Source organism: Rhizobium sp. NZLR8 (assembly GCF_019685025.1).
Classification (GTDB): domain Bacteria; phylum Pseudomonadota; class Alphaproteobacteria; order Rhizobiales; family Rhizobiaceae; genus Rhizobium.
This window is the reverse complement of record NZ_JABDVY010000026.1, coordinates 1-24,480: the sequence shown is the minus strand read 5'-3', so window position 1 is coordinate 24,480 and position 24,480 is coordinate 1. Positions and strand designations below refer to the sequence as shown.

Genomic DNA, 24,480 nt, shown 5'->3' with positions numbered 1-24,480 from the left:
TTCAACGGCGGCATGGCATTGCATCTCATCAAACTCTGCGTCGGCGCCGACTCGATAGACGATCTGCGCGAATGGGTGGCGGAACGCTCGCTGCGCGCCATCGCCGCCGGGCTCGAGCCGCATTCGGTGCACACGACGCGCATGGCGCCGAAACGCATGGACGAGCTGCTTGACGGCGGCTCGCTCTATTGGGTGATCAAAGGCCAGGTGCAGGCGCGGCAGAGGCTGCTCGACATCGAGACCTTCACTGATGGCGAGGGTATTTCGCGTTGCCGCCTGATGCTGGGCCCGGAGGTCATCGAGACGGCCGTGCAGCCGAAGCGTCCCTTCCAGGGCTGGCGTTATTACACTGAGGATGACGTGCCGCGCGACCTGATGAGCCTTGGGGCAGGCATTGTCGAAATGCCCGCGGACCTGCGCCGCGAGCTGACGGAACTTGGTCTGCTCTAACGTCTGTCGCCCAAAAACGCGTCCTGGTTCTGGGCTACACTACCAAGCTTCAACGCAGGCGCAGCTGCACCGGCACACTGCCGTCCTGCGAGGTCACATGCAGATGGATGCGGGCCTCGGGCTGCGAATAGCGCCAGGCGCGGGCACCATGGCTAAGCAGCAGATTGATGAGATCGCGGGTCTTTGGAGACTTCGCCTTCGGACGCTGCAGGCCCATTTCGGCCAGCCGCAACGCAGCCTCGTGCAACGGATGCAGCGATGAGCGCCCCTTGGCCGGCATGCGGCGGTCTGAAGGCATTCCCGGAACATTCTCATTGATTGCCATTGTTTTCCCCGTACGCAACACTGATCGAGTTCAAGAACGGTGGCCGGAAACGCAAACACCGATTCCGGCCATTACCGATGCCGCCGGCCATCTTGCAGGCAGCATCGAATAGCTCATTGGGCAGCCGCCCAGCACTTGATTCCGGCCTTCTTCAAGGCCTTGCAGGCATTGACCGCATCGCGCTGGTCGTCGAAACCACCGAAGCGAGCGCGATAGAGCTGGTCACCGCCAGCGGCATAGGCGACGGCGAAAGGCTTTGCCGAGGCCAGCGCCTTGCCGCCCTTGCTCTTGGCGCTTTCCAGGAGATCCATGGCCATCTGCCGGCTCGGCGAGACGCCGACCTGCACGACCCAGCCGGCCGGGCCATTGTCGGTTGAAGCGGCACTGGTCGAGGTCGGCGTGGTCGAAGCGGTGGTGACATTGTCGACCGCCGTATCTTCCCGTTCCTGCGGCAAGGCAGCGGGTGCCGGTTTCGGCACGGCGAGCGATGCTTGCTGCTTGATGGTCGTGACCTTGGTCGGCGCCGGCATTGGCTGGGCTACCAGCGGGTTGTCGGATTTCGCCTGAGCCGTCTCGACATAAGCGACCTCGGTCTCGGCGACCTGATAACGGGCATCCGGCAGCGGGCCCTTGTGCGGCAGGCTGAGATCGGCGGCAGCGGCCGAAACCGGCGGCTGCGCTGCGGTGATCACCTTGGCCATTTGCGGCTGGGCCTTCTGCTGGACCTTCTGTGGCATGACCGGAGCAGGTGTCTCGATCATCGCCGGGGCAGGGGCCGCCTCTGCGATCAGGGCCGACGACCCGCCGCGGCTCGATGCCTTCGGCAGGTAGGTGGCGATCAGATTGCGCATCTGGGTATCGCGGGCAGGCGTCGAAGCGCCGCCGAGCACGACACCGACGATCGACTTGCCGTCGACCTGCACCGAACTGACCAGATTGAAGCCGGCAGCGCGGGTATAACCGGTTTTGATGCCGTCGACGCCACGCACGGAGCCGACAAGGCGGTTGTGGCTGCGGATCGTGCGGCTGCCGAACTTGAAGGCGCGGGTGGAGAAATAGCCGTAATATTGCGGGAAATGCTGCCGAAGGGCGATGCCGAGGCGGGCCTGGTCGCGCGCCGTCGTCATCTGCGCGGTATTCGGCAGGCCGTTGGCATTGCGATAGGTGGTGCGTGTCATGCCGAGCGCATGCGCCTTGGCGGTCATCAACTGGGCGAAACGATCCTCGCTGCCGCCGCCGAGCATTTCGCCGAGCGCCGTTGCGGCATCATTGGCCGACAGGGTGACGAGGCCGAGAATGCCTTGCTCGACGGTGATCGTGCCGCCGGCGCGAACACCGAGCTTGGTCGGCGCCTGGGCTGCCGCATGAGCGGAGAAGGGAACCGGCGTATCGAGACGGATACGACCCTGCTCCAGCGCCTCGAAGGTCATGTAGATGGTCATCATCTTGGTCAGGGAGGCGGGGTATTGCAGCCGATCGGCATTCTCGCTGTAGAGAACGTTACCGGTCTTGGCGTCGACGACGATGCCTGCATATTTCGAATTCGCCGCCTCAGCTTCGGCGCTTACCGAATCGACCAGGACGATCGTGACGGCCACCGAAAGGATCGCCAGCAGCTTGGCGAAAAAGCTGCCGGATCGGGACGATGGTACGGGGGAGACTGACCTTGACACTATTCCACTCTTCGCTTGCATTTCAGATATTTGGCACTTCAACTATCGGCAGGAACCGCACACCTCCCACCGTACAGCCCGTCTTCAAAATCTACCGATTGGGCGTTACCAATCCGTTTATGATGAATCGTTTATTTCGCTGTCCGGGGAGCATTTTAGGGACTTGTCGCAGAACGGTTCACAAGACGCGCGTCCACAAAGGTGCGGATAGCGGCATCAATATGGTCCCAGTCGTCGAGATGGCTGCTTGAGAAGCGGTAGAGAACGCTGAGATCCCTGCCAACCTTGATATCGCGCTGACAATCCCCGCTCGAAGCCTTGTCGGGGACGGAAGGCAACAGGCAGCGCACGACGTAATCCGGCCCGCCCTTGACGGGCGCCGTCAGCAGCACCTCGTCGCCGTAACCGGCGTCGGCGCGAAGACGGTGCAGCGTCAGGCCGTCGCGGAAGGGTGCGGCCGGTCCTTCGAGCAGATGCGAATAGATCGGCTCCAGCCGCCCGGACATGTCGCGCGACATTGTGCTCTGGGTAATCTGCAGGAAGATCAGGCCGGAGGATTGGGCGACATCGTCGAATCGAAGGTGGTTTTCCTTGCCGTAGCCCTGCATATCAGGCCAGGCGAGATAGAGATCGACACGCTCGGCCGCACCGTCATGCCTTTGACTCGGGAAGCGGATGGCATTCTCGGGGAATTTCACGGTATCGCGGCCGATGGCCAGCGTGATCTCGACCGTACTGTCGGTGTTGCCGGCAAGCGAGATATGCCGGCCGAACCAACGGCCGCCGATGCTGATGGCAACCGTCAGGACCGCCAGGACGGCAATCACCGCCATCGTGCGGAGCAGAAAGCCCATGGAAAAAAGCGGCTGCTCGTCGGGTGCGCTGCGCGCGGCATGGCTCATGGCGGTTCTTCGTGTTTCGGTCCGCCGCAGGAGGAACATGAGCCGCCGGTGCCGATGATGAGTCTGATCGGCATGATCGGACTGGCACGGTTAATAATTCGCTAAGATTTCAGGGGTGTGGGTCGCCTGGGGACGAATGCCTGTCCCAAAAAAGAGCGAGCCGTTCCCGGGACAGCGGGAACGGCTCTTGGGCGCCGGTCGGGACGGGATGCGGGGACTGACCGGGCGCAGACTATTCTTACTTGACGCTACCAACCGCGACAGTGCGGCCGTCCTGGAGCTTCGACCAGCGGGCCGGATCGTCGGCGGACTGGCGCTTCAGGTAGGTGTATTCGGTATCCGACCACAGCAGCACCTTGTTGCGCATGTTGTCGAGGATGAAGTCGCCGTGATCGGTGCGGACCGTCAGCACGGCATGGCCTTCGCCGTTCGGCTGCAGCACGACGGTGATCAGCGTGTCGGATGGCGAGAAGCCGTCTTCGATCAGCATCTTGCGCTTCAGCAGGGCATAATCCTCACAGTCGCCGACAGTTGTCGGATAGGCCCAGCGTTCTTCGACGCCGTAAATCTGTTCATCCGTCTCCGGCTGGATCGTCGAATTGACGGTGTAATTGACCTTGAGAATTTCTTTCCAGCGATCCTCGGTGAGGATGGTCGGCCCGGCATCGCCGCCGGCAAAGGCACATTCCGTCGGATTCGCCTTGCAGAATTCATAGTGCCCGATCGGCGGGCTGGCATTGCCCGCCAGGGCCATGCTGGCGGGCATCGCCTGTCCCGAACCCGCCATTGCCATCATGAGGGCACCGGCCAGAAGACCGCCTTTCAGGATGTTTGCAGTTGTCATTGCCGTCTCCCCGTAAGTTGAGGCGACAATGACACGGACGTTTTTATCTCACGGAAAATTGCGTAATAGAATTAAATGCTTAGTTGATTCAAATGCCAAGAAAACTTGACTAAAAACAATCTCGAATGCGCCTAAAATTCGACGCGCATTTGTCTCGAAATCGATTAAAATTATAATTCCTGCAACAAGGCTTTTCACCCGCGAAAAGCTTGCATTGCCGTCCTGGCGTTAAGGATTTTCGTTGAGCCGGGTAAAGGCAGATTGCGGTCCTGCGGCGCGCAGCCGGTCGGCAATGCCGGCGGAATCGGCCGATTCGACCCGCTCGAAAGCAGACTGTCGCTCGGATTTCAGATTCCGGCGGAAAAATTATTTTTGATGGAGATGGCGAAATCGATCGGTGGCGGCGACGATCGCGGCGCTCATCGCGGGATTTGCGGTGGAATGGGCAGCATGCGGAAGAATCTGCAGCTCGCTTTGCGGCCAGGCGCGGGCCAGTTCCCAGGCGGTCACCAGCGGGGCCTCGATATCGAACCGTCCCTGCAGCAGGATCGCTGGAATGCCTGTCAGCCGTTCAACGTTGTTCAAAAGCTGGCCGTCCTCCAGCCAGGCGCCATTGGTAAAATAGTGGGTGATGATGCGGGCACGCGTCAGCATATAGGCCGGATCGGCCCAGCGGCGCGGCAGGCCTTCAGGATCGGCGAGCAGGATGGAAGCCGCTTCCCAGTCATGCCAGTCGCGCGCCGCTTTCACGCGCGTCTCGGAGTTGGGATGGTTGAGCAGATGATGATAGGCGGCAACCATGTCCTGATCTTGCCCCTGGCTGCCTGAGCAAGCCGCCTGGCGAAAACGGTGCCATTCTTCCGGGAAAAGCGGCGCCATGCCGCGATAGAGCCAGTCGATTTCCGAGCGCCTTGTGGTGGTCACACCTGCGAGGACGACCGCCGAGACGCGCTGCGGATGGGTTTCGGCATAGGCGAGAGCCAGCGTCGCTCCCCAGGAATTGCCGAAAACGAGCCAGGTGTCGATGCCGAAGAAGACCCGCAGCCGTTCGATATCGGCAACACTATGCCAGGTGGTGTTGAGGGAGAGATCGGTTTCGGGATCGGCAGCGCTCGGCAGGCTGCGGCCGCAATTGCGCTGATCGAACAAAATGATTCGGTAGGCATCGGGATCGAAATGGCGCCGCGCCGCCGTCGAACAGCCGGAGCCCGGCCCGCCATGCAGCACCAGCGCCGGCCGGCCCGCGGGACTGCCGCAGGTCTCCCAATAGATCAGATTGCCGTCGCCCGTGTCGAGCAGGCCATAATCATTGGGTTCGATTTTCGGATAGAGAGCTGCCATCGTTCTGCCTGTCGCAGGTTGTTCCACTCATAACCTTTACTAGAAGATAGGTTGGAACCACTTGCGACAGGATGTTCTGCTTGCTTTCCAAAGCCAGATTGGTCTCCGCTTGCAGATCTGTTGCGGTGAAGCCCAGGCGTTTCAACACGACCTGACCGGGTGCGGCCCGGACCTCCCATCATCTTCAGCGGAGTCCGTCAGGACATTGCACCCACCACGAAGAGCGGCGGCAACGTCGCGGTCTGTTAGAGGAATTCGCGCAGCGTGTCGCGGGACTGGATCGACAGGAATTCGATCGCCACACCTTCGACGAAATGGCGGACGACGCGACCGCGCATGTTGCCGAGCCGCACAGCCGTTCCAATCGACGGGCGCATCTCGACGTCGACGGCAGCGCCCGACAGCGAAAGGTCCATGATGCGGCAGGTATAACGTGTGCCGTCTTCGAGCGTCAGCTCGGTATTCGTGTCGCGTGGCGTCAGGCGGTCATGGCGACGGTCTTCCGGCAGGCCGAGTTCGTGCTTGTTGGCAAGCCAGGTGAGCTGGGCGGCGAGCTTCTCGCGCTTCCGCTCGGTGGCATTGATCGACATGGTGAAGCCGCGGCCATCGAGCGTCTGGACATAACCTTCGACGCGGCCGAGATGGTCAATATAGGCGACGACACGTTCGTTGGTGCGTGGCCGACCGAGGCAGGTGACGTACATATCGCCAGGCGACATGTCGATCACTATGCATTCGAACTCCTCGTAATTCGCAAGCATCAGCCGGCCCTGCATATTGATGGGCACGCGCTGAAAAACGCCCTGTTCAGGGCGCGGCGCAGGTCTTTGCGTCTGAGCTGGCTGGAACGAGTGCATCAAATGGCTTCTTCATCAAAATCGCAGAGACTGATCTTTACCCGCAATCCCTTAACAGAAGGTTGTTTGGCCTCATTCGGACATAGCGGAAAACGAGTATCCGCTATGTCCTGAAACGAAACGGTCAGTGCGCCTCCGCACTCAGCAGCTGCGACACCATGCGGCGCATGACCTGCCCGAAGCCGAGGCTTTTGCCGGCAACGATTTCGTTGATGGGGCGTTGTTCAGCTGGTGTGGCCGTGCCGAATTTTCCGGGCAGCAGTCGGCTGCGGTCGAGCGCCAGGAATTCCAGCGGCACGATCTCCAGCCAGCTCGCAGCCGCCGTGGGTGCGATCCCGCCGAGTAGCCGATCGCAGGCGCCGCCCGGCGAGCGCAGTGGCATCATGATGATCTCGAAGGAGGCCTGATGACCGACGGTGCTGTAGCCCGTCGCATTGAACAGGGCTGGCATGGTATGGTCCATCACACCCATTGCCGTGCGTTCGATGTCGGCGTGCTGGCCGTTTGCCCAGAGCGAGGCGAAACGTTCACCACGCAGATCCCGCCCAAACAGATCGCAGATGCGGGTGCCGGCGAGCCGGAAGCCGATGTCACCTCCCTCGCGCGTCTCGAGAATAAACAGGCTTTGGAGCAGATGGGGTACGGCGGAGGGTTCGACCTGCTGTTTCAGCGGCGCATCGGCAGCGCCGCGGATACGGTTCCAGTAGTCAAAAATCTCGATGGTCGTTTGCACACGCATTTTACACCAACCTGTCCCATTCCGGATCATTTTCGGGCAATCATTGCCCCGACAGGCTCTACCTTGCGGATTTCATGCCAAACCGCGGCGGTTAAGGTTAAGAAACGGTTTCGGTTGAGATGCTGTGCCCGTCGTGACACTGTCCGGTCATCGCTTCGACTTTCGAAGTTCAGCACAACCTGCCCGGGCCGAGGTCTTTCCTTGAACTCCCGGTATGCCGTCCGGCACTTCGGACGGCTTTTTTTTTGACAGGTGGTCCTGTATGGCTGTGGCCTCAACGAGGCGATATTGAAATGAATGAGCAGACGGCCGAGCCGCATAAGGCGCCCGAACCTCCCGAGGTCCAGCCGCTGGCAAAGCCGCCGCGCGTGCCGGTCTTCAACCTTCCGCCGGCGCTGTTCTTCAGCCTTTGTCTGCTTGTTGTCATCTATGCGGTGCAGGAGCTCGTGCTTTCAGACGATGCGCTGAGTTGGCTATTCTTCACCTTCGGCTTCGTTCCCGCCCGCTATGTGATTCCACTGTCGCAGCAAGGGCTGGAGCTGTTCTGGACGCCGGTCACCTATTCACTGCTGCACGGCAGCGTCCAGCATATCGTCTTCAACGCCTTCTGGCTGATGGCCTTCGGCGCGCCGGTCGTGCGCCGCATCGGAACGCTGCGTTTTGTGCTTTTCTGGCTTTTTTCGGCCGTCGCATCGGCGGCCTTGCATGCGGTCCTGAACTGGGGAGATGTGACGCTGCTGATCGGCGCGTCGGGCGTCATTTCCGGGTTGATGGGCGCCGCCTGCCGATTCGCCTTTCCGGCCGAACGTCGGCCGATGCTGCCTGCGCATCTCAATGCCCGGCTTTCCATCGTCGAGGCGCTGCAGAGCCGCACGGTCGTCATTTTCATGCTGCTCTGGCTGGTCGGCAACGCCCTGATCGCCGTCGGCATCCCGCTCGTCGGCGATAGTGATCAGGCGATTGCCTGGGACGCGCATATCGGCGGCTTCGTCTTCGGCTTCCTGTTGTTTTCGCTGTTCGACCGGGCGCCGCGCCCACCGGGGATGGAAGCTGCGGGAACAGAGAAGGATCTGTTGCAATCCTGAGCCGGGCGGTGCACCATCGACCTATTATCCGCGATGGGGGGAGAAACCGCCGCGGATGCCTGTGACAAGTGTTTCACGGACATAGGAGGTTCGAATGACCAGTTCAGTCAAAGCAATCCTCGACCTGAAAGGCAGGGACGTCGTCACCGCCGGGCCGAACACCACCGTCGCCGAGGCGGCCGCCATCCTCAGCAAGAAGAAGATCGGCGCTATCGTCGTCGTCGGCATGGAAAACCGGATTTCCGGCATGTTCACCGAGCGTGACCTCGTGCATGCGATCGCCAAACACGGCAAGGACGGGCTCGACCAGTCGCTTGCCCAGGTCATGACTGCGAAGGTCTACCGCTGCCATGAGGAGACGACCGTCAACGAGCTGATGGAGCTGATGACCAGCCGCCGCTTCCGGCATGTGCCGGTGGAAAGCAACGGCAAGCTTGCCGGCATCATCTCGATTGGTGACGTGGTAAAATCTCGCATCGCCGAAGTTGAGCGCGAGGCCGAGGAGATCAAGGCCTATATCGCCGGCTGAGGTCTTGCCGGCCTCAAGCGCTACGGGCTTTCGGACGATATCCATCAGGGGGAGGTGGCGTAAACTTCCTGCATGCGTTTGATTTCGGGGAGTCTTGCCCTGGCTTCCTCGTAGCCGCGTTCGATCGCCTCGCCGGCCCGGTGGAATTCCGAAAGGCCGATGTAGCTCAGACGCGGCTGCAGCGAAATATCCGGCGGGTCGCCGGCAAGGCGGGCGCGGGCGATCCTATCCTGGATGATGTTGAATGCCTGCACCATGACGCCGGTCATGCCGAGACGGGCATAGGGCGCCTCTTCCTGCTTCTGCACTTCCTGCGGCGAAAGGCTGGCGTTGTGCCGGACGACGGCCGAGCGGCCATAGAGATCGTAATTGAGATTGACTGCGACGACCAGCGGCTGCTCGTAGGCGCGGCAGACGGAGACGGGGACGGGGTTGACCAGCGCGCCGTCGACCAGCGTGCGGTGATTGCTGCGCACGGGCTCGAAAATGCCGGGCAGGGCATAGGAGGCGCGCAACGCGGTAATCAGCAAACCATTGGCGATCCAGACCTCGTGACCAGTATTGACCTCGGCGGCGACGGCGACGAACGGCCGGTCGAGATCCTCGACGTTCAAGCCTTCCAGATGTTCCTGCATACGCTTGGTCAGCCGCATGCCACCGAACAGGCCGCTGCCGCCGATGGTGAGATCGAGGAGGCTTGCGATCCGGCGCATCGTCAGCGAGCGGGCGAAACTTTCGAGTTCATCGAGTTTGCCGGCGAGATAGCAGCCGCCGACCAGCGCGCCGATCGAGGTGCCGGCAATCATGCCGATCTCGATTTTTGCCTCGTCGAGGGCGCGCAGCACGCCGATATGGGCCCAGCCGCGGGCAGCACCACCGCCGAGCGCCAGCGCGATCTTGATTTTCTTGATGGGTGCTGGAGGCGGGATCACCTCGATCGTGGTGGATATGGCGGTACCGGAACCTTCGCCTTCAGAGCTTTGACGATGCAAATTCCAGCTCAGCATGGCGCTCTCCCTCCCAGCAGAACACTTTGGGTCCCGATAGTGTGCCCGATCAGTTTCCAAATGGTATATAGAAGCGGTTTCTGGCGCAATAAGGAGCAAATGCCGGCGCGTTCGGCTTATTTCCCGTAAACGTCCTGCGGATCGAAATGACGCTCGTCGTCGACGATATCCAGCATTGGCTTTCCGTCTTGAAGCGTAATCGTCCGATAGAAGCAGGAGCGGCGGCCGGTGTGACAGGTGGCGTCGTGGCCGGCGACCTCGACTTTCAGCCAGATGGCGTCCTGATCGCAATCGGTGCGAATTTCCTTCACCGTCTGGAGATTGCCCGAGGTTTCACCCTTCTTCCAGATCTTGCCCCGCGAACGGCTGAAATAATGAGCCGTGCCGGTCTGGATGGTCAGCGCCAGCGCCTGGGCGTTCATGTGCGCCACCATCAGCAACTCGCCGTCGCCAGCGTCGGTGACGATCGCGGTGATCAGGCCGCGGTCATCGAAACGCGGCGTGAAATCGCCGGCGTCTTCCAACGCCGACTTGTCCTCGGATGGTTGATTGAAGATCATTTGACTCATCGCGGCCCTCCTGAGGGAGCCGGTATCAGCGGCTCCGCACCATGGTCATGAAACGGGCCTGATCGGCCGGCTCGGTCTTGAACGTACCCGTAAACGTCGTCGTCAACGTGGTCGAGCCCTGCTTCTGAACGCCGCGCATCGCCATGCACATATGTTCGGCCTCGATCAATACCGCGACACCGCGCGGATTAAGCGTATCGTCGATGGCCCGGGCGATCTGCGCGGTCATCGTTTCCTGCGTCTGCAGGCGGCGGCCATAAATCTCGACCACGCGGGCGATCTTCGACAGGCCGAGCACACGCCCGTCCGGCATGTAGGCGACGTGGGCCTTGCCGATGATCGGCACCATGTGGTGTTCGCAATGCGAGAAGAACGGAATGTCCTTGACGAGGACCATGTCGTCGTACCCGGCGACCTCTTCGAAGGTGCGGCCGAGCACGTCTTCCGGCGCCATGTCGTAGCCGGAAAAAAGCTCGCGGTACGATTTGACGACACGGGCCGGCGTTTCGAGCAGGCCTTCGCGGGTCGGGTTGTCACCGGCCCAGCGCAGCAGCACACGAATGGCTTCCTCTGCCTCCTGCTGAGAGGGGCGATCGGAGTCGCGGTTGGTCTGCGGAAAGTTTTTTACGATGGCGTCCATGAACAATGGTCTCCTGGTCCGCACCGCGGACCCATCTGTCGGAATCGCCACTGGTCAATCCCATGCGGGAATTCATGCACCTTTGGCAGGCTCCGGGGCTTTCAAGGCGCATTCAACGCCCGTCCGGCACGGTTTCCCAATCAAACTTACACGAGGCCATTGCATTTTCATGGCCTTCGAACGACATACATATAGGAAGACGGCCATCGTATGTAAGTATCCTCAGATGACACGGTGTGTTTTTTGTTTCAATAACAATAACAGCCCTTATTGAGGCCGATCCGCAGTGATTTTGGAGCGGAAATCCGACATGGACGACATCTACAACAGCAAGATCCTCGAATTCGCCGGCAATATTCCGTTGACCGGCACGTTGGCGGAGGCCGATGCGAGCGCCCAGGCCTATTCGAAACTTTGCGGCTCGAAGGTGCGAATCTGGCTGAAGATGGACGGCGATACCGTGACCGGTTTTGCCCATGACGTGAAGGCCTGCGCGCTCGGCCAGGCCTCGTCCTCGATCATGGCCCGCCATGTCGTCGGCGCCACATCGGGCGAATTGCGCCAGGCACGCCAGGACATGCTTGCCATGTTGAAGGCGGATGGAGCGGGGCCCGAGGGACGGTTCGAAGACATGCGCTATCTGCTGCCGGTGCGGGACTACAAGGCCCGCCATGCCTCGACGATGCTGACCTTCGATGCGGTCGTCGATGCGATCGGGCAGATCGAGGCGAAACGGGCTGAGTTTGTCGAGGCGTAACGGAGATGTGCGAGTTCTGCGCCCTGCAGGCAAGCGATGAGGATGACGGCGGTGCCGCCGGACCTGAAAAACCGCGTGAAAAGGCCGCACACACATCCCGCAATTATACCGGTCCGTTCCGCAAGACTCCCGACCGCCTGCTCGGGATGGGTTTTATCCGCCTCTACCAGCTGACGCTTTCCAGCTTTGTCGGCAATTCCTGCCGCCATATCCCCACCTGCTCCGAATACGGCTATGAGTCGATCGCCCGCCACGGCCTGTGGGCTGGCGGCTGGATGACGTTGTTTCGGGTCGGCCGCTGCGGCCCGGGTGGCACCAGCGGCCTCGACCAGGTGCCTGAAGTGCTCGGCGATCAGTTCCGCTGGTGGACGCCGTGGCGGTATCTCTCCCTCGGACGCAAGAAAGGGTGGGCGCCATGAGTACCTTCATCGCCCTTCTGCACAGCATTGTCCTGACGCCCGATCGCCGCGTTATCATGCAGGATTTGCGCGCACTGGCCGAAGAGCTCGGTTATCGCGAACCGCGCACGCTGGTTTCCACTGGCAATCTGGTTTTCGAAGCCGACGATATGCGGCCGCACGAACTCGAGGTGACCTTGGAAGAGGGCTTTGAAGAAAAGTTCGGCAAACACGTCGATATCGTCGTGCGCAACGACTGCAGCTGGATGGCGCTTTGCAGCACCAATCCCTTCAAGGATGGCAACGCCGACCAGGTCATCGTCCGGGTGATGCGACTGCCGGTCGATCCGAAGAAGGTGGAGGCGCTGAAACCGCTGATGACGGAGGGACAGCGCATCGCCGTCGTCGGCGGCGATCTTTGGATCGATTTTGCCGGCAAACCCAGCCAATCCAAGCTGCTTTCGGCCCTGACGAACAAGCGGATAGGCGTCGGGACGATGCGTAACTGGAACACCGTGTGCGGCCTTGCCGAGATGATCATGTAGGCCGGCTTCTTCTTTACTCACGAGAGAAATCTGATTATCAGGCGGGAGCGCATCCAAAGACGGAGGCGCTGCCGTTGCAACCACCCGCATTCGTTGGCGGGACTGGACAAGGAGAATATCGATGTCCCAAGCTATTTCCCTGACATTTCCCGATGGTTCCGTGCGCAGCTACGATGCTGGCGCAACCGGCCGGGATGTCGCCGAATCCATTTCCAAGTCGCTTGCCAAGAAGGCGGTCGCCATTGCGATCGACGGCACCGTGCGCGACCTTTCCGATCCCGTGACGACGGGCCGGATCGAGATCATCACCCGCAACGACGACCGCGCCCTGGAACTTATCCGCCACGACGCGGCGCACGTCATGGCCGAAGCGGTGCAGGAGCTCTGGCCCGGCACTCAGGTGACGATCGGCCCGGTCATCGAAAACGGATTCTACTACGACTTTGCCAAGAACGAGCCCTTCACGCTCGACGATCTGCCGAAGATCGAAAAGAAGATGAAGGAGATCATCGCCCGCAACGCCCCCTTCACCAAGCAGGTCTGGTCGCGCGAGAAGGCCAAACAGGTCTTCGCCGACAAGGGTGAGCAGTACAAGGTCGAACTCGTCGACGCCATCCCGGCAGGGCAGGATCTGAAGATCTATTACCAGGGCGACTGGTTCGATCTCTGCCGCGGCCCGCATATGGCCTCGACCGGCCAGATCGGCAGCGCCTTCAAGCTCTTGAAGGTCGCCGGCGCCTACTGGCGCGGCGACAGCAACAACCCGATGCTGAGCCGCATCTACGGCACGGCCTTCGCCGAGCAGTCGGAACTCGACAATTATCTGCATATGCTTGCCGAAGCCGAGAAGCGCGATCACCGCCGCCTCGGCCGCGAGATGGATCTCTTCCATTTCCAGGAAGAGGGCCCGGGCGTCGTCTTCTGGCACGGCAAGGGTTGGCGCGTCTTCCAGACGCTGGTCGCCTATATGCGCCGCCGGCTAGCCGGTGACTATCAGGAAGTCAACGCGCCGCAGGTGCTCGACAAGTCGCTGTGGGAGACCTCCGGTCACTGGGGCTGGTACCGCGACAACATGTTCAAGGTGACGGTTGCCGGTGACGACACCGACGACGACCGGGTTTTCGCGCTGAAGCCGATGAACTGCCCCGGCCATATCCAGATCTTCAAACATGGGCTGAAATCCTACCGCGAGCTGCCGATCCGGCTTGCCGAATTCGGCAATGTCCATCGCTACGAGCCGTCGGGGGCGCTGCACGGGCTGATGCGCGTGCGTGGCTTCACGCAGGACGATGCGCACATCTTCTGCACCGATGAGCAGATGGCTGCCGAATGCCTGAAGATCAACGATCTGATCCTCTCGGTCTACAAGGATTTCGGCTTCGACGAGGTCACCATCAAGCTCTCGACCCGGCCGGACAAGCGCGTCGGTTCCGACGATCTCTGGGACCGCGCCGAAAGCGTGATGATGAATGTGTTGGAGACGATCCAGCAGCAGTCGAACAACATCAAGACCGGCATCTTGCCGGGCGAGGGCGCCTTCTACGGGCCGAAGTTCGAATATACGCTGAAGGATGCGATCGGCCGCGAATGGCAATGCGGCACGACGCAGGTCGACTTCAACCTGCCGGAACGCTTCGGTGCCTTCTACATCGACAGCAACTCCGAAAAGACGCAGCCGGTGATGATCCATCGCGCCATCTGCGGCTCGATGGAGCGCTTCCTCGGCATCCTGATCGAGAACTTCGCCGGCCACATGCCGCTTTGGGTATCGCCGCTCCAGGTGGTGGTCGCGACGATCACTTCGGAAGCCGACACCTACGGGCTTGAAGTGGCCGAGGCGCTGCGCGAGGCCGGTCTCAACGTCGAGACCGATTTCCGCAATGAGAAGATCAACTACAAGGTCCGCGAACACTCGGTCACCAAGGTGCCTGTCATCATCGTCTGCGGCCGGAAGGAAGCCGAGGAGCGCACGGTCAACATCCGCCGCCTCGGCAGCCAGGACCAGGTTTCGATGGAGCTCGATGTCGCCGTCGAGAGCCTTGCCTTGGAAGCGACGCCGCCCGACATCCGTCGCAAGGCCGAAGCAAAGAAAGCCAAGGCGGCCTAAAAAACGCGTCTATCCGACAGCGCCGGACTTCGGCGCTGTCGGAAGCTGATCAAGGGCTGCGATGTTGCCGCCACGATCATGCAGCCAATAACCACGCTGCAATGCGCTTCAAAGAATTCTCCATGCCAATGATGGAACGCGCGCCTGGAACGCCTTTGATCGGCACGGTCGGGCGCGGTCACGAGCCAGTCTTGCCAGTGGCGCCGCCTAAACGGGCCGGACCCAAACATCTCGGCTGAGGCGAAAACCGCTCGCGACACAATCAATCGAGGCTTGTGTCGTCGCCGCCTTGCGGTGCGAGCTGTTCGTAGGAAGGGAGTGGTGCCACCGGCGCCGGCTGGACACCTGGTGGCGGCGGCGTTCCCACAGGCACTTGCTGCACCGTGCGGGCCGCATCGTTCACCGGCGGCTGTGGCTGCTGGTCCTTCATCAGAACCTCGACATCGGTGTTCCTGCCGGCGACGATGGTGAAATCGCGCTGGTAGATCTTGTCCTTGTTGCGGGCGACGGCGGAATATCCGCCTTCGGCGAGCACCATGGTCGGGAAGGCGCTGACGCTTTCGCCGACGCTGTCGCCGGCCGCCGTCAGGATCGACCATGCCGTATCGGCGATCGCCTCACCGCCGGCATCCGAGACCAGCTTGAAGGTGACCTGCGCGGCACGATGCTGGATCGTCGCCTCGGTCAGCTTGCCGGCTTCGACCTGGATGTCGGCGCGGATGACGGCGTTGACGCTGCCATATTCGGAGACGATGTGATAGGTGCCGGCATTCAGGCGGACGACGGTGTTTGGCGAGACATCGGCCATGACGAGGCCGCGCTCGCCGTCGTCGCGCACTTCCGAGGAATAGATCGAGAAGCTCAACTGATCGGGGCGGATGCGGGCATCGGTGCCGGAGACGGCATTGAGCAGCAGGCCGCCGGCATCGAGCACCATCACCTGCTTGTCTACCTCGCCATCAGCGGGCACGGTCAGTTTCTTGGTAACGCCGGCACGGCCGAAGGAAACGTTGACGAAATAATCGCCGGGAGCGAGCTGGAAGGCGGCGGGTCCGCCCTTGGCGCTGGCGATCAGCGGCAGCTTGCCGTCAGTTCCGGCGATCGGGCTGAAGACGTACCAGGAGAGGCCTTCCTCGACCGGCGTGCCGTCCGCCGTCAGCTTGGCTTCCATCGCAACGTTGCGCAGCTTGACCCCTTCGGGCGCCGTGCCGGGCGCGATGAAGGCATCGAGCTTCGGCATCTTCGGCGTCGATTCAAGCTGCTTGAATTCCTTGAAGGCATCCTGAGCGCCGGCGCCGAGCGGCGTCAGTATCATCAGGGCAATGGCAAGGCCGATGCGTGCAAGAGGCGAAATGCCAAACATCTGTTTCGTGAACCGATTGACTTCTGAAATCGCAAAGGCCACTTCAAGACCAACGCGATGGCAAATTCAAGACCCACCCTTTGCAGCAGCATAAAAATGGAAGTTTCTCCCGCATGAAATCCGATATCAAGCTGATCGACTACCTCGCCGTGCGCCGCTCCATCCCCGCTTTCCAGATGTGCGAACCAGGTCCGGAGAAGGCCGAGATCGAAGAAATCCTGCGTCTTGCCTCGCGTGTTCCCGATCACGGCAAGATCGCGCCATGGCGTTTCATCGTCTATCGCGGGGACCAGCGTGTGCGTCTCGGCGAGGAGCTTCTAAAGCTGGCACTCGCAATGAAGCCCGAGCTTTCCGAAGAGATGATCCAGGTCGAGCGCGCCCGTTTCACCCGCGCGCCAGTGGTCGTTGCCGTCGTCAGCAAGGCGGGGCCGCACATCAAGATCCCGGAATGGGAGCAGCTGATGTCAGCCGGCGCGCTCTGCTTCAACCTCATCCTCGCCGCCAATGCCAGCGGTTACGTTGCCAACTGGCTGACCGAGTGGTTTGCCTATGACGAGCGCGCCTATCCGCTGCTCGGCGTCGGCCCGGATGAAAAGGTGGCGGGTTTCATCCATATCGGCTCGACGACATTTCCGGCGATCGAGCGGCCGCGGCCGGAACTTGCCGATACGGTGACCTGGGTCGGCGGAGAGGACTGATGTTTTACACCACCGACAGCAACCGGCATGGGCTGGCGCATGATCCCTTCAAGGCGATCGTGTCGCCGCGGCCGATCGGCTGGATCGGCAGCAAGGGCAGGGACGGCTCGATCAATCTCGCGCCCTATTCCTTCTTCAATGCGGTTTCCGACCGGCCGAAGCTGGTGATGTTTTCCTCCAGCGGGCGCAAGGACAGCCAGCGCAATGCGGCCGAGACCGGTGTCTTCACCTGCAATTTCGTCAGCCGAAATCTCACCGAGAAGATGAACCTTTCCTCGGCGGCGCTGCCCTACGGCGACAGCGAATTCGATTTCGCCTGCCTGACGCCGAAGCCGGCCGAACTCATCGACGCGCCGTATGTCGGCGAGGCTTTCGCAGTGCTCGAATGCAAGGTGACCGAGATCATCGAACCGAAGACGCTGTCGGGCGAACCGTCCGAAAACGTCTTCATCTTCGGTGAAGTGGTCGGCATCCGCATCGACGAGGCGATCGTCAGGGATGGCCGCCTCGACATGTCGCTCGCCCGCCCCGTCGCGCGTTTGGGTTATATGGACTACAGCGAAGCCAGCGAGGTCTTCGAAATGTTCCGGCCGCATCTGCCGAAGGTTTAGATCCAGACGCAAGGCCTACAAAGACTTAAGAAATATGGTGAACCAATCTTAAACCTTTTGTCGCTACGGTCGCAGCATTGAATGAAACGCGAGGGAATCGCGTTCAAGTGCTGGGGCGTCGTGTGATCATAGAGGCTTTCCTTCGTTGGATCGAAACGGCCAAGACCGGTGACCGGGCCCGGGCAGCAAACGCGCTCGGGCGAGCCTATCTTCAGTCCAAGATGACGGTGGAGGAGCGGGCGGCAGCCGAAATGGCGATGACCTTTCTGCTCGACGATCCGTCGCCGCGCGTGCGGTTGGCACTTGCCGAGGCGATCGCCTGGTCGCCCGATGCGCCACGCAGCCTGATTCTTTCGCTTGCCGAAGACCAGCCTGAGGTTGCCTGCCATGCGGTGACCTGTTCGCCGCTGTTGAGCGATGCCGATCTCGTCGATCTCGCCGCGCGCGGCAATGGCGCCACCCGCATGCTGATCGCGGTGAGGGCGCATGTGACGCGCCCGGTTTGCGCAGCGCTTGCGGAGGTCGGCGACGAGGAGGAGCTGCTCTGCCTGCTCGAGAACGACGGTGCGGCGATCTCCAGCCAATCGCTGAAACGCATCGCCGAACGGCTTGGCGACTGCTGCGACATTCGCAATCTGCTTCTCGACCGCAGCGATCTTCCCGCCGATGCCCGGCAGTTGCTTACCCAGCATGTCAGCAATGCGCTGGTCGGGCTACCGCTCGCACAGGCGGCGATCGGCCTGCAGCGGCTCCAACGCATCAGCCGCGAGGCGACGGAGGCTGCCATCGTGTCGATCGCCGGCGACATCGCGCCGCGCGAGATACCCGATCTCGTCGAGCATCTGCGCCTCAACGGCCGGCTGACGCCGTCCTTCCTGATGCACGCGCTCTGCGCCGGCAAGGTGGATTTCTTTGCGGGAGCGGTCGTCGAGCTGACGGGTTGCGGCGAGCGCCGGGTGCGCTCGATCCTGGCAACCGGGCGCATGCATGCCGTGCGCGCGCTCTACGAGTCCGCTGGCCTGTCCAGGGACATCAGCGTGATCTTCGTCGAAGCCACAATGCTGTGGCGTGACGCAGCAAGAAAAGCGCCGGGCAGCGTGCTCGGCAATGTCTGCGGCCGTCTTCTCGAAAAATTCCGCCATCACGACGCGCACGGCGCGGTCGGCGAGCTGCTCGACATGGTGGAAAAGCTGCATGTCATCGAACAGCGGCAATCTGCCCGCGTCTATGCGGCGCTTGCGGCCGCCTAAGCGCGTCGCATCAAATTTGATTCATGCGACGCGCTTTAGCCCTTTGTTTTTATGCATGTCGCTGTCCCAGAACCGCTGCACACTTCCGGGCGACATGCATTAATCGGCCAGCCGCGTGACGACCCAAGAATAGCTGGCGGAGACGAAATGCACCGGTTTGGCGAGCGTGTCCTTGACGCTTCTGCCGGAGGGCAGATGGTCGCGGACCTGTCCGGCAATGTCGTCGGCAAAACCACGCAGTCCCTGCGGGTGCTGTTCGGCCGCTTCGGGTGCGGCCGGCGTTACGGGCGCCGGTTTCGGCGGTTCGGCGGCAGCGACTGCTTTGGGCGCTTCGCAGACTGCGATCACCGAGGGATAGCTGACATTGGCATAGGTTTTCAACCGGCGTTCGGCTTCGGCATCGCAGGCGGCAACCGTCTCCCAGCGTTTGTCGACCGTCGCGACATAGCTGCACTGGCTGATGGAATCGTCGCAACCGAGAATGGTCATCGCGATCAGCACCGCTTGCATATTTTGCCTCCGTGGCTATTGAGCATGCCATCGTCTTAGAGGGCGCAATTCCAACCGAATGAAGGCAGGAGCATTAACTCTTGGTCATCTCCGGAAAAATCTTGCCCTGCGCCAACAGAAAGAGGCAGCATGTCCGTCACCATCGCCCTGGAGCCACCGCGTCAGGACGGCGTCATCCGCCTTCTCGATCTGTCCGATGCCTATGCGCAATCGCTCTATCCCCCAGAGAGCAACCATCTGGTCGACCTCTCCTTGCTGGAGAAGCCGTCGGTGAGATTCCTGGTCGCGCGCAACGGCGATGCGATCGTCGGCTGCTGCGCGCTGGTCGAGGCCGGCGACGGCACGGCCGAGATCAAGCGCATGTTCGTCGATCCAGAGGCGAGGGGGCTGCGGGTCGCCAGCGGCCTGATGAACGCGCTCGAAGCGATCGCTAGGGAAAAGCGGCTATCGGCGATCCGGCTCGAAACCGGCATCTACCAGCCCGAGGCGATCGCTCTCTACCGCAAATACGGATACCGGGACATCGAGCCTTTCGGCAGCTATCTGCCGGACCCGCTCAGCCTGTTCATGGAAAAGCGGCTGGGATGACGGTCTGCTAAGGCGGTTCAGCCTTCGGCAATACGGGGGATCGTCTTCGGCGATTCGGGGATTGCCGGCGGGGCCTGTTCGTCGATGAGAACCTGCGGTCCCGTCTCGCTCTTGTCGGCGTTGCGGGCCTCGTGGATCCATTCGCGCCAGATGGCGACGATCAACGCCATCAGCACCGGGCCGATGAAGAGGCCGAGGAAACCCATCGTCTTGACGCCGCCGACGAGGCCGAAAAAGGTCGGCAGGAAGGGCAGCTTGATCGGGCCGCCGACGAGCTTCGGCCGCAGCGTCTTGTCCACAATGAAGAGCTCGACGGTTCCCCAGACAAAGAGACCGATGCCGGCCACATGCGAGCCGCTTGCCAGCAGATAGATTGAGACCAGCGTGAAGGATAGCGGCGCACCGCCCGGGATCAGCGCCATCACGCCAGTCAGCACGCCGAGTGTCACCGGCGACGGTACGCCGGCTATCCAGTAGGCCAGGCCGAGCACGATGCCTTCGCCGATCGCAATCAGCGTCATACCCATGACGGTCGAGCTGATTGTCGCCGGCACGACACGGGAAATGCGCTCCCAGCGGTTAGGCAGGATGCGTTCGCCGAGCATGTCGATCTGCTTGGAAAATGAAAAACCGTCGCGATAGACAAAGAACAGCGCGATCAGCATGAAGAGCAGCGTCAGCAGGAGATGGAAGGCGCCACCGCCGGCCGCAAGCACGGCACGGTAGATATTGCCGATATTGGCTCCGCTGACCGCCTGGATAACCTCGCCCAGGGCGCCGGGGCTGCCGATATATTTGGTCCAGACTTCATCGAGAGAGGTGCCTGCCCACGGCAGCGCGACGATCCAGGCCGGTGTCGGGGCGCCGGCGCGGTTGGCGTGGATTGCCCAGGCAACCCAGGTGCGCACTTCACCCGTCGTATAGGTGACGGCAAGGCCGATCGGGATGACCAGGAAAGTGATGATCATGATGATGGCTATGGTCGCGGCGATCGTCGTATTGCCGCCGACGCGGGCAAGAAGCTTGCGGTAGAGCGGCCAGCTGGCGAAGCCGATGACCAGCGACGCCAGCACCGGTACGAGGAAGCCGTAGAAGAAGTAGACACCGGCCGCGACGATCAGAACAAGCAGCCAGCGCGCAGCCGAAATGGAGGGAATCAGCGGCGTGCGTGTCGGTGCCGACGACCCGAGCCATCGCGGTTCATGATTGCTTTTCTGACGGTCGAACACACCCACGCGCGCCTCTTCTTTTTCTTGTACTCTGGTTATGGGCCATCAACCCGGCGGTTTCAAGGTCCGCACCGTGAAAGCGTATACAAAGCGTCGCCAATCGGCCGCCAGACCGAGCGTCTTACTGCTGCGGACGCCTGACAACCTTGAAGGCGTAGAATTGCGTCTTCTGGCCGGTCGAGAAATTGTTGTCGGAACCGAGAATGAGAACGTCGGTGCCGTCTTTGGCCTTTCCCAGCGACATCGCCTCGATATTGTCGGGGACGAGCCCGATCGCTCTCAAATCTAGGACCTGGCTCTTGCGGGCCGGGACGACGCGCTGGTCGTTTTTGGCGAGCGAAGCGATGGCGGAAACATCCGTGGCGTCGGCCAGATCCATCATCATGATCTTGATGGTGTTGCCGTAGCCCTGGGCATAACTGCGCTCGACGGCGAGCAGGCGATGGTCGTCGAGCGCAAGCATTTCAGACATACCATTGTCATTGCCGCCATCGGCCTTGGTGGCGGCCTGCGGGATCGGTGAGACCGGGTAGACATACTCGGCCTTCGGCTCGCCGCTCGCGCCGTCGTAGCGGATGATACGCGACAGGCTGCCCGACGTCAGCGAGGGGTTGGGGCCATCCTGATAGAGCGCGGCTTCGACACCGACGAAGACATCGCCGGAGGGCGCGACGGCGAGATCCTCGAAGGCGAGATTGTCGCGGATGCCGGTCGACTTGTCGGCTGTGGGAGCAAAGCCCTGCGGCAGCTTGAATTCGCGCACGAATGAGCCGTCCAGTGCTGTCACGCGGACGAAGGGTGGCAGCAGCGCCTTGCCGTCGCCTTCGCTGCCCCAATAGATGCCGTCCTTGCCGAGACGGATCGACTCTGGGTCGACGGTCCTGGCGGCGAAGGGCTCGCCGTTCTTGTCCTTCAACGTCACTTGGCTGACGACCGATACACCCTTGAGACCGGACGCGCCGACATCGACGTCGAGTTCATAAAAGCGGGCCGGCGCCCGTTCGGAGCGGTCGTCGCTGATGGCGAGATAGTGGCCGGTGACGGCATCGAAATCGAGGCCGGAAATGCCGCCGAATTCGACGCCGTTTTCCATGTGACCTGTGGGGATCACGAATTCACCGAGATAGGAGAGCGAAATGCCGGCGGCGCAATCGCCGAAGGGACAGGCGGTCTCGAAGGTGGCGCCGATCTCAGTGGCGCGGATATCTGTGGCGCTGGCGATGACGGTGCTGGAAAGAAGAATGAAAGCGGCAGCCGCGAGAAAACGCTTGGTCATGGCAAAGATCCGGCAGGGGGTTGAAACGGTTCGAACCGGCGCAGCTGCTCCCCAGAGGGGAAGGCGCGCCGACCGCTTCATGCGCCGGTTGTTTGAAGGCCTTGTTACGGTTCTTCGTCAGTTCCGTGAAATCGCAGATGCTAAAATGCAGGCCGCGCCGAACCCACGTCTATCCCGCTCGCATATGTTTTAAATATCGAGGTTTTCGGCGAAGGCGGCGCGATCCTGGATGAATCGGAAGCGGGCTTCCGGCTTGGTGCCCATCAGATCGTCGACGGCGCTGCGGGTGCCCTCGAAATCCACCTCGTCGATCATGACCTTCAGCAAGGTGCGCTTGGACGGATCCATCGTGGTTTCCTTGAGCTGGGAGGCCATCATCTCGCCGAGACCTTTGAAGCGGCTGATCTCGACCTTGGCCTTACCCTTGAATTCCGTCTGCATCAGCTCGGCGCGATGGTTGTCGTCGCGGGCATAGGCGGATTTCGACCCCTGGGTGATCTTGTAGAGCGGCGGCACGGCGAGGAAGAGGTGGCCACCGCGCACCAGCTCCGGCATCTCCTGATAAAAGAAGGTGATGAGCAGCGAGGCGATATGGGCGCCGTCGACGTCGGCATCGGTCATGACGATGATGCGCTCGTAACGCAGGTCTTCGTCGCGGTATTTCGAGCGCGTGCCGCAGCCGAGCGCCTGGATGAGATCGGCGAGCTGCTGGTTGGCGCCGAGTTTTTCGCGGCCGGCGCTGGCAACGTTGAGGATCTTGCCGCGCAACGGCAGAATTGCCTGGTTGGCGCGGTTGCGCGCCTGCTTGGCCGAACCGCCTGCCGAGTCACCTTCGACGATGAAGAGTTCGGCACCCTCGGCAGTATTCTGCGAGCAGTCGGCGAGCTTGCCGGGCAGGCGCAGCTTGCGCACCGCGGTCTTGCGGTTGACTTCTTTTTCCTTGCGGCGGCGCAGGCGCTCCTCGGCGCGCTCGATCACCCAGTCGAGCAGCTTGGCCGACTCGTTCGGATTATCGGCAAGGTAATGGTCGAAGGGATCGCGAAGCGCGTTCTCGACGATGCGCTGAGCCTCGACGGTCGCGAGCTTGTCCTTGGTCTGGCCGACGAATTCCGGCTCGCGGATGAAGACCGACAGCATGCCGACGGCCGAGATCATCACGTCATCGGTGGTGATCTGGGCGGCGCGCTTGTTCTGCGTCAGCTCGGCATAGGCCTTGAGGCCCTTGGTCAGCGCGATGCGCAGGCCCGCCTCGTGCGTGCCACCATCGGGCGTCGGAATGGTATTGCAATAGGAATGAACCTGCGGATCTCCGCCGTACCAGGTGATCGCCCATTCCATCGAGCCGTGGCCGCTCACCTTCTCCGTCTTGCCGGCAAAGATCTCGCGGGTGACGGTGAATTCCTTGCCCATCGTCGCCTGGAGATAGTCCTTCAGGCCGCCGGGGAAGTGGAAGACGGCCTTGTCAGGGACCTCGGACCCTTCAGGCAAAACGCCCGCCTCGCAGCTCCAGCGGATCTCGACGCCGCCGAATAGGTAGGCCTTCGAGCGCGCCATGCGGAAGACGCGGGCGGCATCGAACTTCATATGATCGCCAAAGATCTGGGGGTCGGGATGGAAGCGCACGCGGGTACCGCGGCGATTGTGGACGTCGCCCAACTCTTCGAGGCCACCCTGCGGCAGGCCGCGGGAAAAGCGCTGGCGGTAGAGCTTGCGGTTGCGGGCCACCTCGACTTCGAGGTCGTCGGAAAGGGCGTTGACGACCGAGACGCCAACACCGTGTAGACCGCCCGAGGTCTCGTAGGCCTTGCCGTCGAATTTGCCGCCGGCATGCAGTTTGGTCATGATGACTTCGAGCGTCGACTTGCCCGGTACCTGCGGATGGTTCTCGACCGGGATGCCGCGGCCGTTGTCGGAGACGGTGAGATAACCTTCGAGGTCAAGATAGACCTCGATGAAATTGGCGTGTCCGGCGACCGCCTCGTCCATCGCGTTGTCGATGACTTCGGCAAAAAGGTGATGCAGCGCCTTTTCATCGGTGCCGCCGATATACATGCCCGGGCGCATGCGCACCGGCTCGAGGCCTTCGAGGACGCGGATCGACGAGGCGCCGTATTCGTCCGAATTCGACGCAGCGGGCGCCGGCCGGGCTGATGCTCCGGCAGTAGGGGGTGCGGCGGCGGGTGGGGC

Annotated in this window: 26 protein-coding genes; 11 read left to right on the top strand and 15 right to left on the bottom strand. The window is 61.7% G+C overall.

Translation table 11 applies throughout. The annotated features are described in order from the left end of the window. Positions 1 to 12: 12 nt before the first annotated feature. Positions 13 to 450 (top strand): DUF1489 family protein, encoded by a 438-nt coding sequence (locus HJB89_RS32505; RefSeq protein WP_207580563.1) that lies wholly within the window; start codon positions 13 to 15, stop codon positions 448 to 450. Positions 451 to 499: 49 nt separating this feature from the next. Here the strand turns inward: HJB89_RS32505 and HJB89_RS32500 are convergent, their stop codons facing one another. From HJB89_RS32500 to HJB89_RS32470, 7 genes are all read right to left on the bottom strand, one after another. After that, positions 500 to 775: a hypothetical protein gene (locus HJB89_RS32500; protein WP_164014607.1), complete on the bottom strand. Its 276-nt coding sequence runs from the start codon at positions 773 to 775 to the stop codon at positions 500 to 502. A gap of 113 nt (positions 776 to 888) precedes the next feature. Beyond that, complete coding sequence (locus HJB89_RS32495) at positions 889 to 2,469, bottom strand: serine hydrolase (protein ID WP_221151005.1); 1,581 nt, start codon at positions 2,467 to 2,469, stop codon at positions 889 to 891. A 134-nt stretch (positions 2,470 to 2,603) separates the two neighbouring features. Beyond that, a complete protein-coding gene (locus tag HJB89_RS32490; RefSeq protein ID WP_207580561.1) occupies positions 2,604 to 3,389 on the bottom strand; it encodes a hypothetical protein in 786 nt (261 codons plus the stop codon). A gap of 199 nt (positions 3,390 to 3,588) precedes the next feature. Further along, a complete protein-coding gene (locus HJB89_RS32485) occupies positions 3,589 to 4,194 on the bottom strand; it encodes a transglutaminase-like cysteine peptidase (RefSeq protein ID WP_207580560.1) in 606 nt (201 codons plus the stop codon). A gap of 366 nt (positions 4,195 to 4,560) precedes the next feature. Beyond that, entirely contained in the window at positions 4,561 to 5,535 is a 975-nt protein-coding gene (pip, locus tag HJB89_RS32480) for a prolyl aminopeptidase (RefSeq protein WP_221116017.1), read from the bottom strand. Between the two features lie 245 nt (positions 5,536 to 5,780). Next, the gene (locus HJB89_RS32475) at positions 5,781 to 6,392 is read right to left on the bottom strand and encodes a PilZ domain-containing protein (protein WP_207580559.1); all 612 of its coding nucleotides are present in this window, start codon (positions 6,390 to 6,392) and stop codon (positions 5,781 to 5,783) included. A 124-nt stretch (positions 6,393 to 6,516) separates the two neighbouring features. Then, positions 6,517 to 7,161 (bottom strand): PAS domain-containing protein, encoded by a 645-nt coding sequence (locus tag HJB89_RS32470; RefSeq protein WP_221116016.1) that lies wholly within the window; start codon positions 7,159 to 7,161, stop codon positions 6,517 to 6,519. 263 nt (positions 7,162 to 7,424) lie between these two features. Between HJB89_RS32470 and HJB89_RS32465 the strand changes: the two genes are divergently transcribed. Beyond that, positions 7,425 to 8,216, top strand: a complete 792-nt coding sequence (locus HJB89_RS32465; protein WP_207580557.1) for a rhomboid family intramembrane serine protease — start codon at positions 7,425 to 7,427, stop codon at positions 8,214 to 8,216. 94 nt (positions 8,217 to 8,310) lie between these two features. Beyond that, entirely contained in the window at positions 8,311 to 8,745 is a 435-nt protein-coding gene (locus HJB89_RS32460; protein ID WP_164014594.1) for a CBS domain-containing protein, read from the top strand. Between the two features lie 44 nt (positions 8,746 to 8,789). Here HJB89_RS32460 and HJB89_RS32455 read toward each other — a convergent pair whose 3' ends face one another. The 3 genes from HJB89_RS32455 to folE form a co-directional block, all read right to left on the bottom strand. Further along, on the bottom strand, positions 8,790 to 9,752 hold the full coding sequence (locus tag HJB89_RS32455) for a patatin-like phospholipase family protein (protein WP_207580556.1): 963 nt from the start codon (positions 9,750 to 9,752) through the stop codon (positions 8,790 to 8,792). Between the two features lie 116 nt (positions 9,753 to 9,868). Continuing rightward, complete coding sequence (gene hisI, locus HJB89_RS32450; protein WP_207580555.1) at positions 9,869 to 10,321, bottom strand: phosphoribosyl-AMP cyclohydrolase; 453 nt, start codon at positions 10,319 to 10,321, stop codon at positions 9,869 to 9,871. A gap of 25 nt (positions 10,322 to 10,346) precedes the next feature. Further along, a complete protein-coding gene (gene folE / locus HJB89_RS32445) occupies positions 10,347 to 10,961 on the bottom strand; it encodes a GTP cyclohydrolase I FolE (protein ID WP_221151004.1) in 615 nt (204 codons plus the stop codon). A gap of 310 nt (positions 10,962 to 11,271) precedes the next feature. Between folE and HJB89_RS32440 the strand changes: the two genes are divergently transcribed. The 4 genes from HJB89_RS32440 to thrS all read left to right on the top strand — a co-directional run bounded on the left by HJB89_RS32440 (position 11,272) and on the right by thrS (position 14,768). Beyond that, positions 11,272 to 11,718, top strand: coding sequence for an iron-sulfur cluster assembly scaffold protein (locus HJB89_RS32440; RefSeq protein WP_207580554.1), 447 nt, complete (start codon positions 11,272 to 11,274; stop codon positions 11,716 to 11,718). Positions 11,719 to 11,723: 5 nt separating this feature from the next. Further along, positions 11,724 to 12,137, top strand: coding sequence for a membrane protein insertion efficiency factor YidD (yidD, locus tag HJB89_RS32435; protein ID WP_221116015.1), 414 nt, complete (start codon positions 11,724 to 11,726; stop codon positions 12,135 to 12,137). Further along, positions 12,134 to 12,661, top strand: coding sequence for a DUF1697 domain-containing protein (locus HJB89_RS32430; protein ID WP_207580552.1), 528 nt, complete (start codon positions 12,134 to 12,136; stop codon positions 12,659 to 12,661). Before yidD ends, HJB89_RS32430 begins: the two co-directional genes overlap by 4 nt. A 121-nt stretch (positions 12,662 to 12,782) precedes the next feature. Continuing rightward, positions 12,783 to 14,768, top strand: a complete 1,986-nt coding sequence (thrS, locus tag HJB89_RS32425) for a threonine--tRNA ligase (RefSeq protein WP_207580551.1) — start codon at positions 12,783 to 12,785, stop codon at positions 14,766 to 14,768. A gap of 262 nt (positions 14,769 to 15,030) precedes the next feature. Here the strand turns inward: thrS and HJB89_RS32420 are convergent, their stop codons facing one another. Beyond that, positions 15,031 to 16,131, bottom strand: a complete 1,101-nt coding sequence (locus tag HJB89_RS32420) for a hypothetical protein (RefSeq protein ID WP_207580550.1) — start codon at positions 16,129 to 16,131, stop codon at positions 15,031 to 15,033. A 113-nt stretch (positions 16,132 to 16,244) separates the two neighbouring features. Here HJB89_RS32420 and HJB89_RS32415 point away from each other — a divergent pair, with 113 nt between their 5' ends. From HJB89_RS32415 to HJB89_RS32405, 3 genes are all read left to right on the top strand, one after another. Continuing rightward, positions 16,245 to 16,829, top strand: coding sequence for a nitroreductase (locus tag HJB89_RS32415; RefSeq protein ID WP_207580549.1), 585 nt, complete (start codon positions 16,245 to 16,247; stop codon positions 16,827 to 16,829). Then, positions 16,829 to 17,440 (top strand): flavin reductase family protein, encoded by a 612-nt coding sequence (locus tag HJB89_RS32410; protein ID WP_207580548.1) that lies wholly within the window; start codon positions 16,829 to 16,831, stop codon positions 17,438 to 17,440. The genes HJB89_RS32415 and HJB89_RS32410 overlap by 1 nt, the downstream gene beginning before the upstream one ends. A gap of 107 nt (positions 17,441 to 17,547) precedes the next feature. Beyond that, the gene (locus tag HJB89_RS32405) at positions 17,548 to 18,690 is read left to right on the top strand and encodes a DUF2336 domain-containing protein (protein ID WP_207580547.1); all 1,143 of its coding nucleotides are present in this window, start codon (positions 17,548 to 17,550) and stop codon (positions 18,688 to 18,690) included. Positions 18,691 to 18,789: 99 nt separating this feature from the next. Here HJB89_RS32405 and HJB89_RS32400 read toward each other — a convergent pair whose 3' ends face one another. After that, positions 18,790 to 19,200, bottom strand: a complete 411-nt coding sequence (locus tag HJB89_RS32400; protein WP_207580546.1) for a hypothetical protein — start codon at positions 19,198 to 19,200, stop codon at positions 18,790 to 18,792. A 129-nt stretch (positions 19,201 to 19,329) separates the two neighbouring features. On the opposite strand from HJB89_RS32400, the gene HJB89_RS32395 reads away from it, so the two are divergent. After that, positions 19,330 to 19,788 carry a GNAT family N-acetyltransferase gene (locus HJB89_RS32395; RefSeq protein ID WP_207580545.1) on the top strand — a complete coding sequence of 153 codons (459 nt, stop codon included), beginning with the start codon at positions 19,330 to 19,332 and terminating at the stop codon, positions 19,786 to 19,788. A gap of 17 nt (positions 19,789 to 19,805) precedes the next feature. On the opposite strand, the gene HJB89_RS32390 is transcribed toward HJB89_RS32395, so the two are convergent. The 3 genes from HJB89_RS32390 to parE form a co-directional block, all read right to left on the bottom strand. Continuing rightward, complete coding sequence (locus tag HJB89_RS32390) at positions 19,806 to 21,023, bottom strand: AI-2E family transporter (RefSeq protein WP_207580544.1); 1,218 nt, start codon at positions 21,021 to 21,023, stop codon at positions 19,806 to 19,808. A 115-nt stretch (positions 21,024 to 21,138) separates the two neighbouring features. Beyond that, positions 21,139 to 22,293 carry an esterase-like activity of phytase family protein gene (locus HJB89_RS32385; protein WP_207580543.1) on the bottom strand — a complete coding sequence of 385 codons (1,155 nt, stop codon included), beginning with the start codon at positions 22,291 to 22,293 and terminating at the stop codon, positions 21,139 to 21,141. A 189-nt stretch (positions 22,294 to 22,482) separates the two neighbouring features. Beyond that, a partial coding sequence (gene parE / locus HJB89_RS32380) for a DNA topoisomerase IV subunit B (protein ID WP_221151003.1) occupies positions 22,483 to 24,480 on the bottom strand: 1,998 nt, incomplete at its 5' end.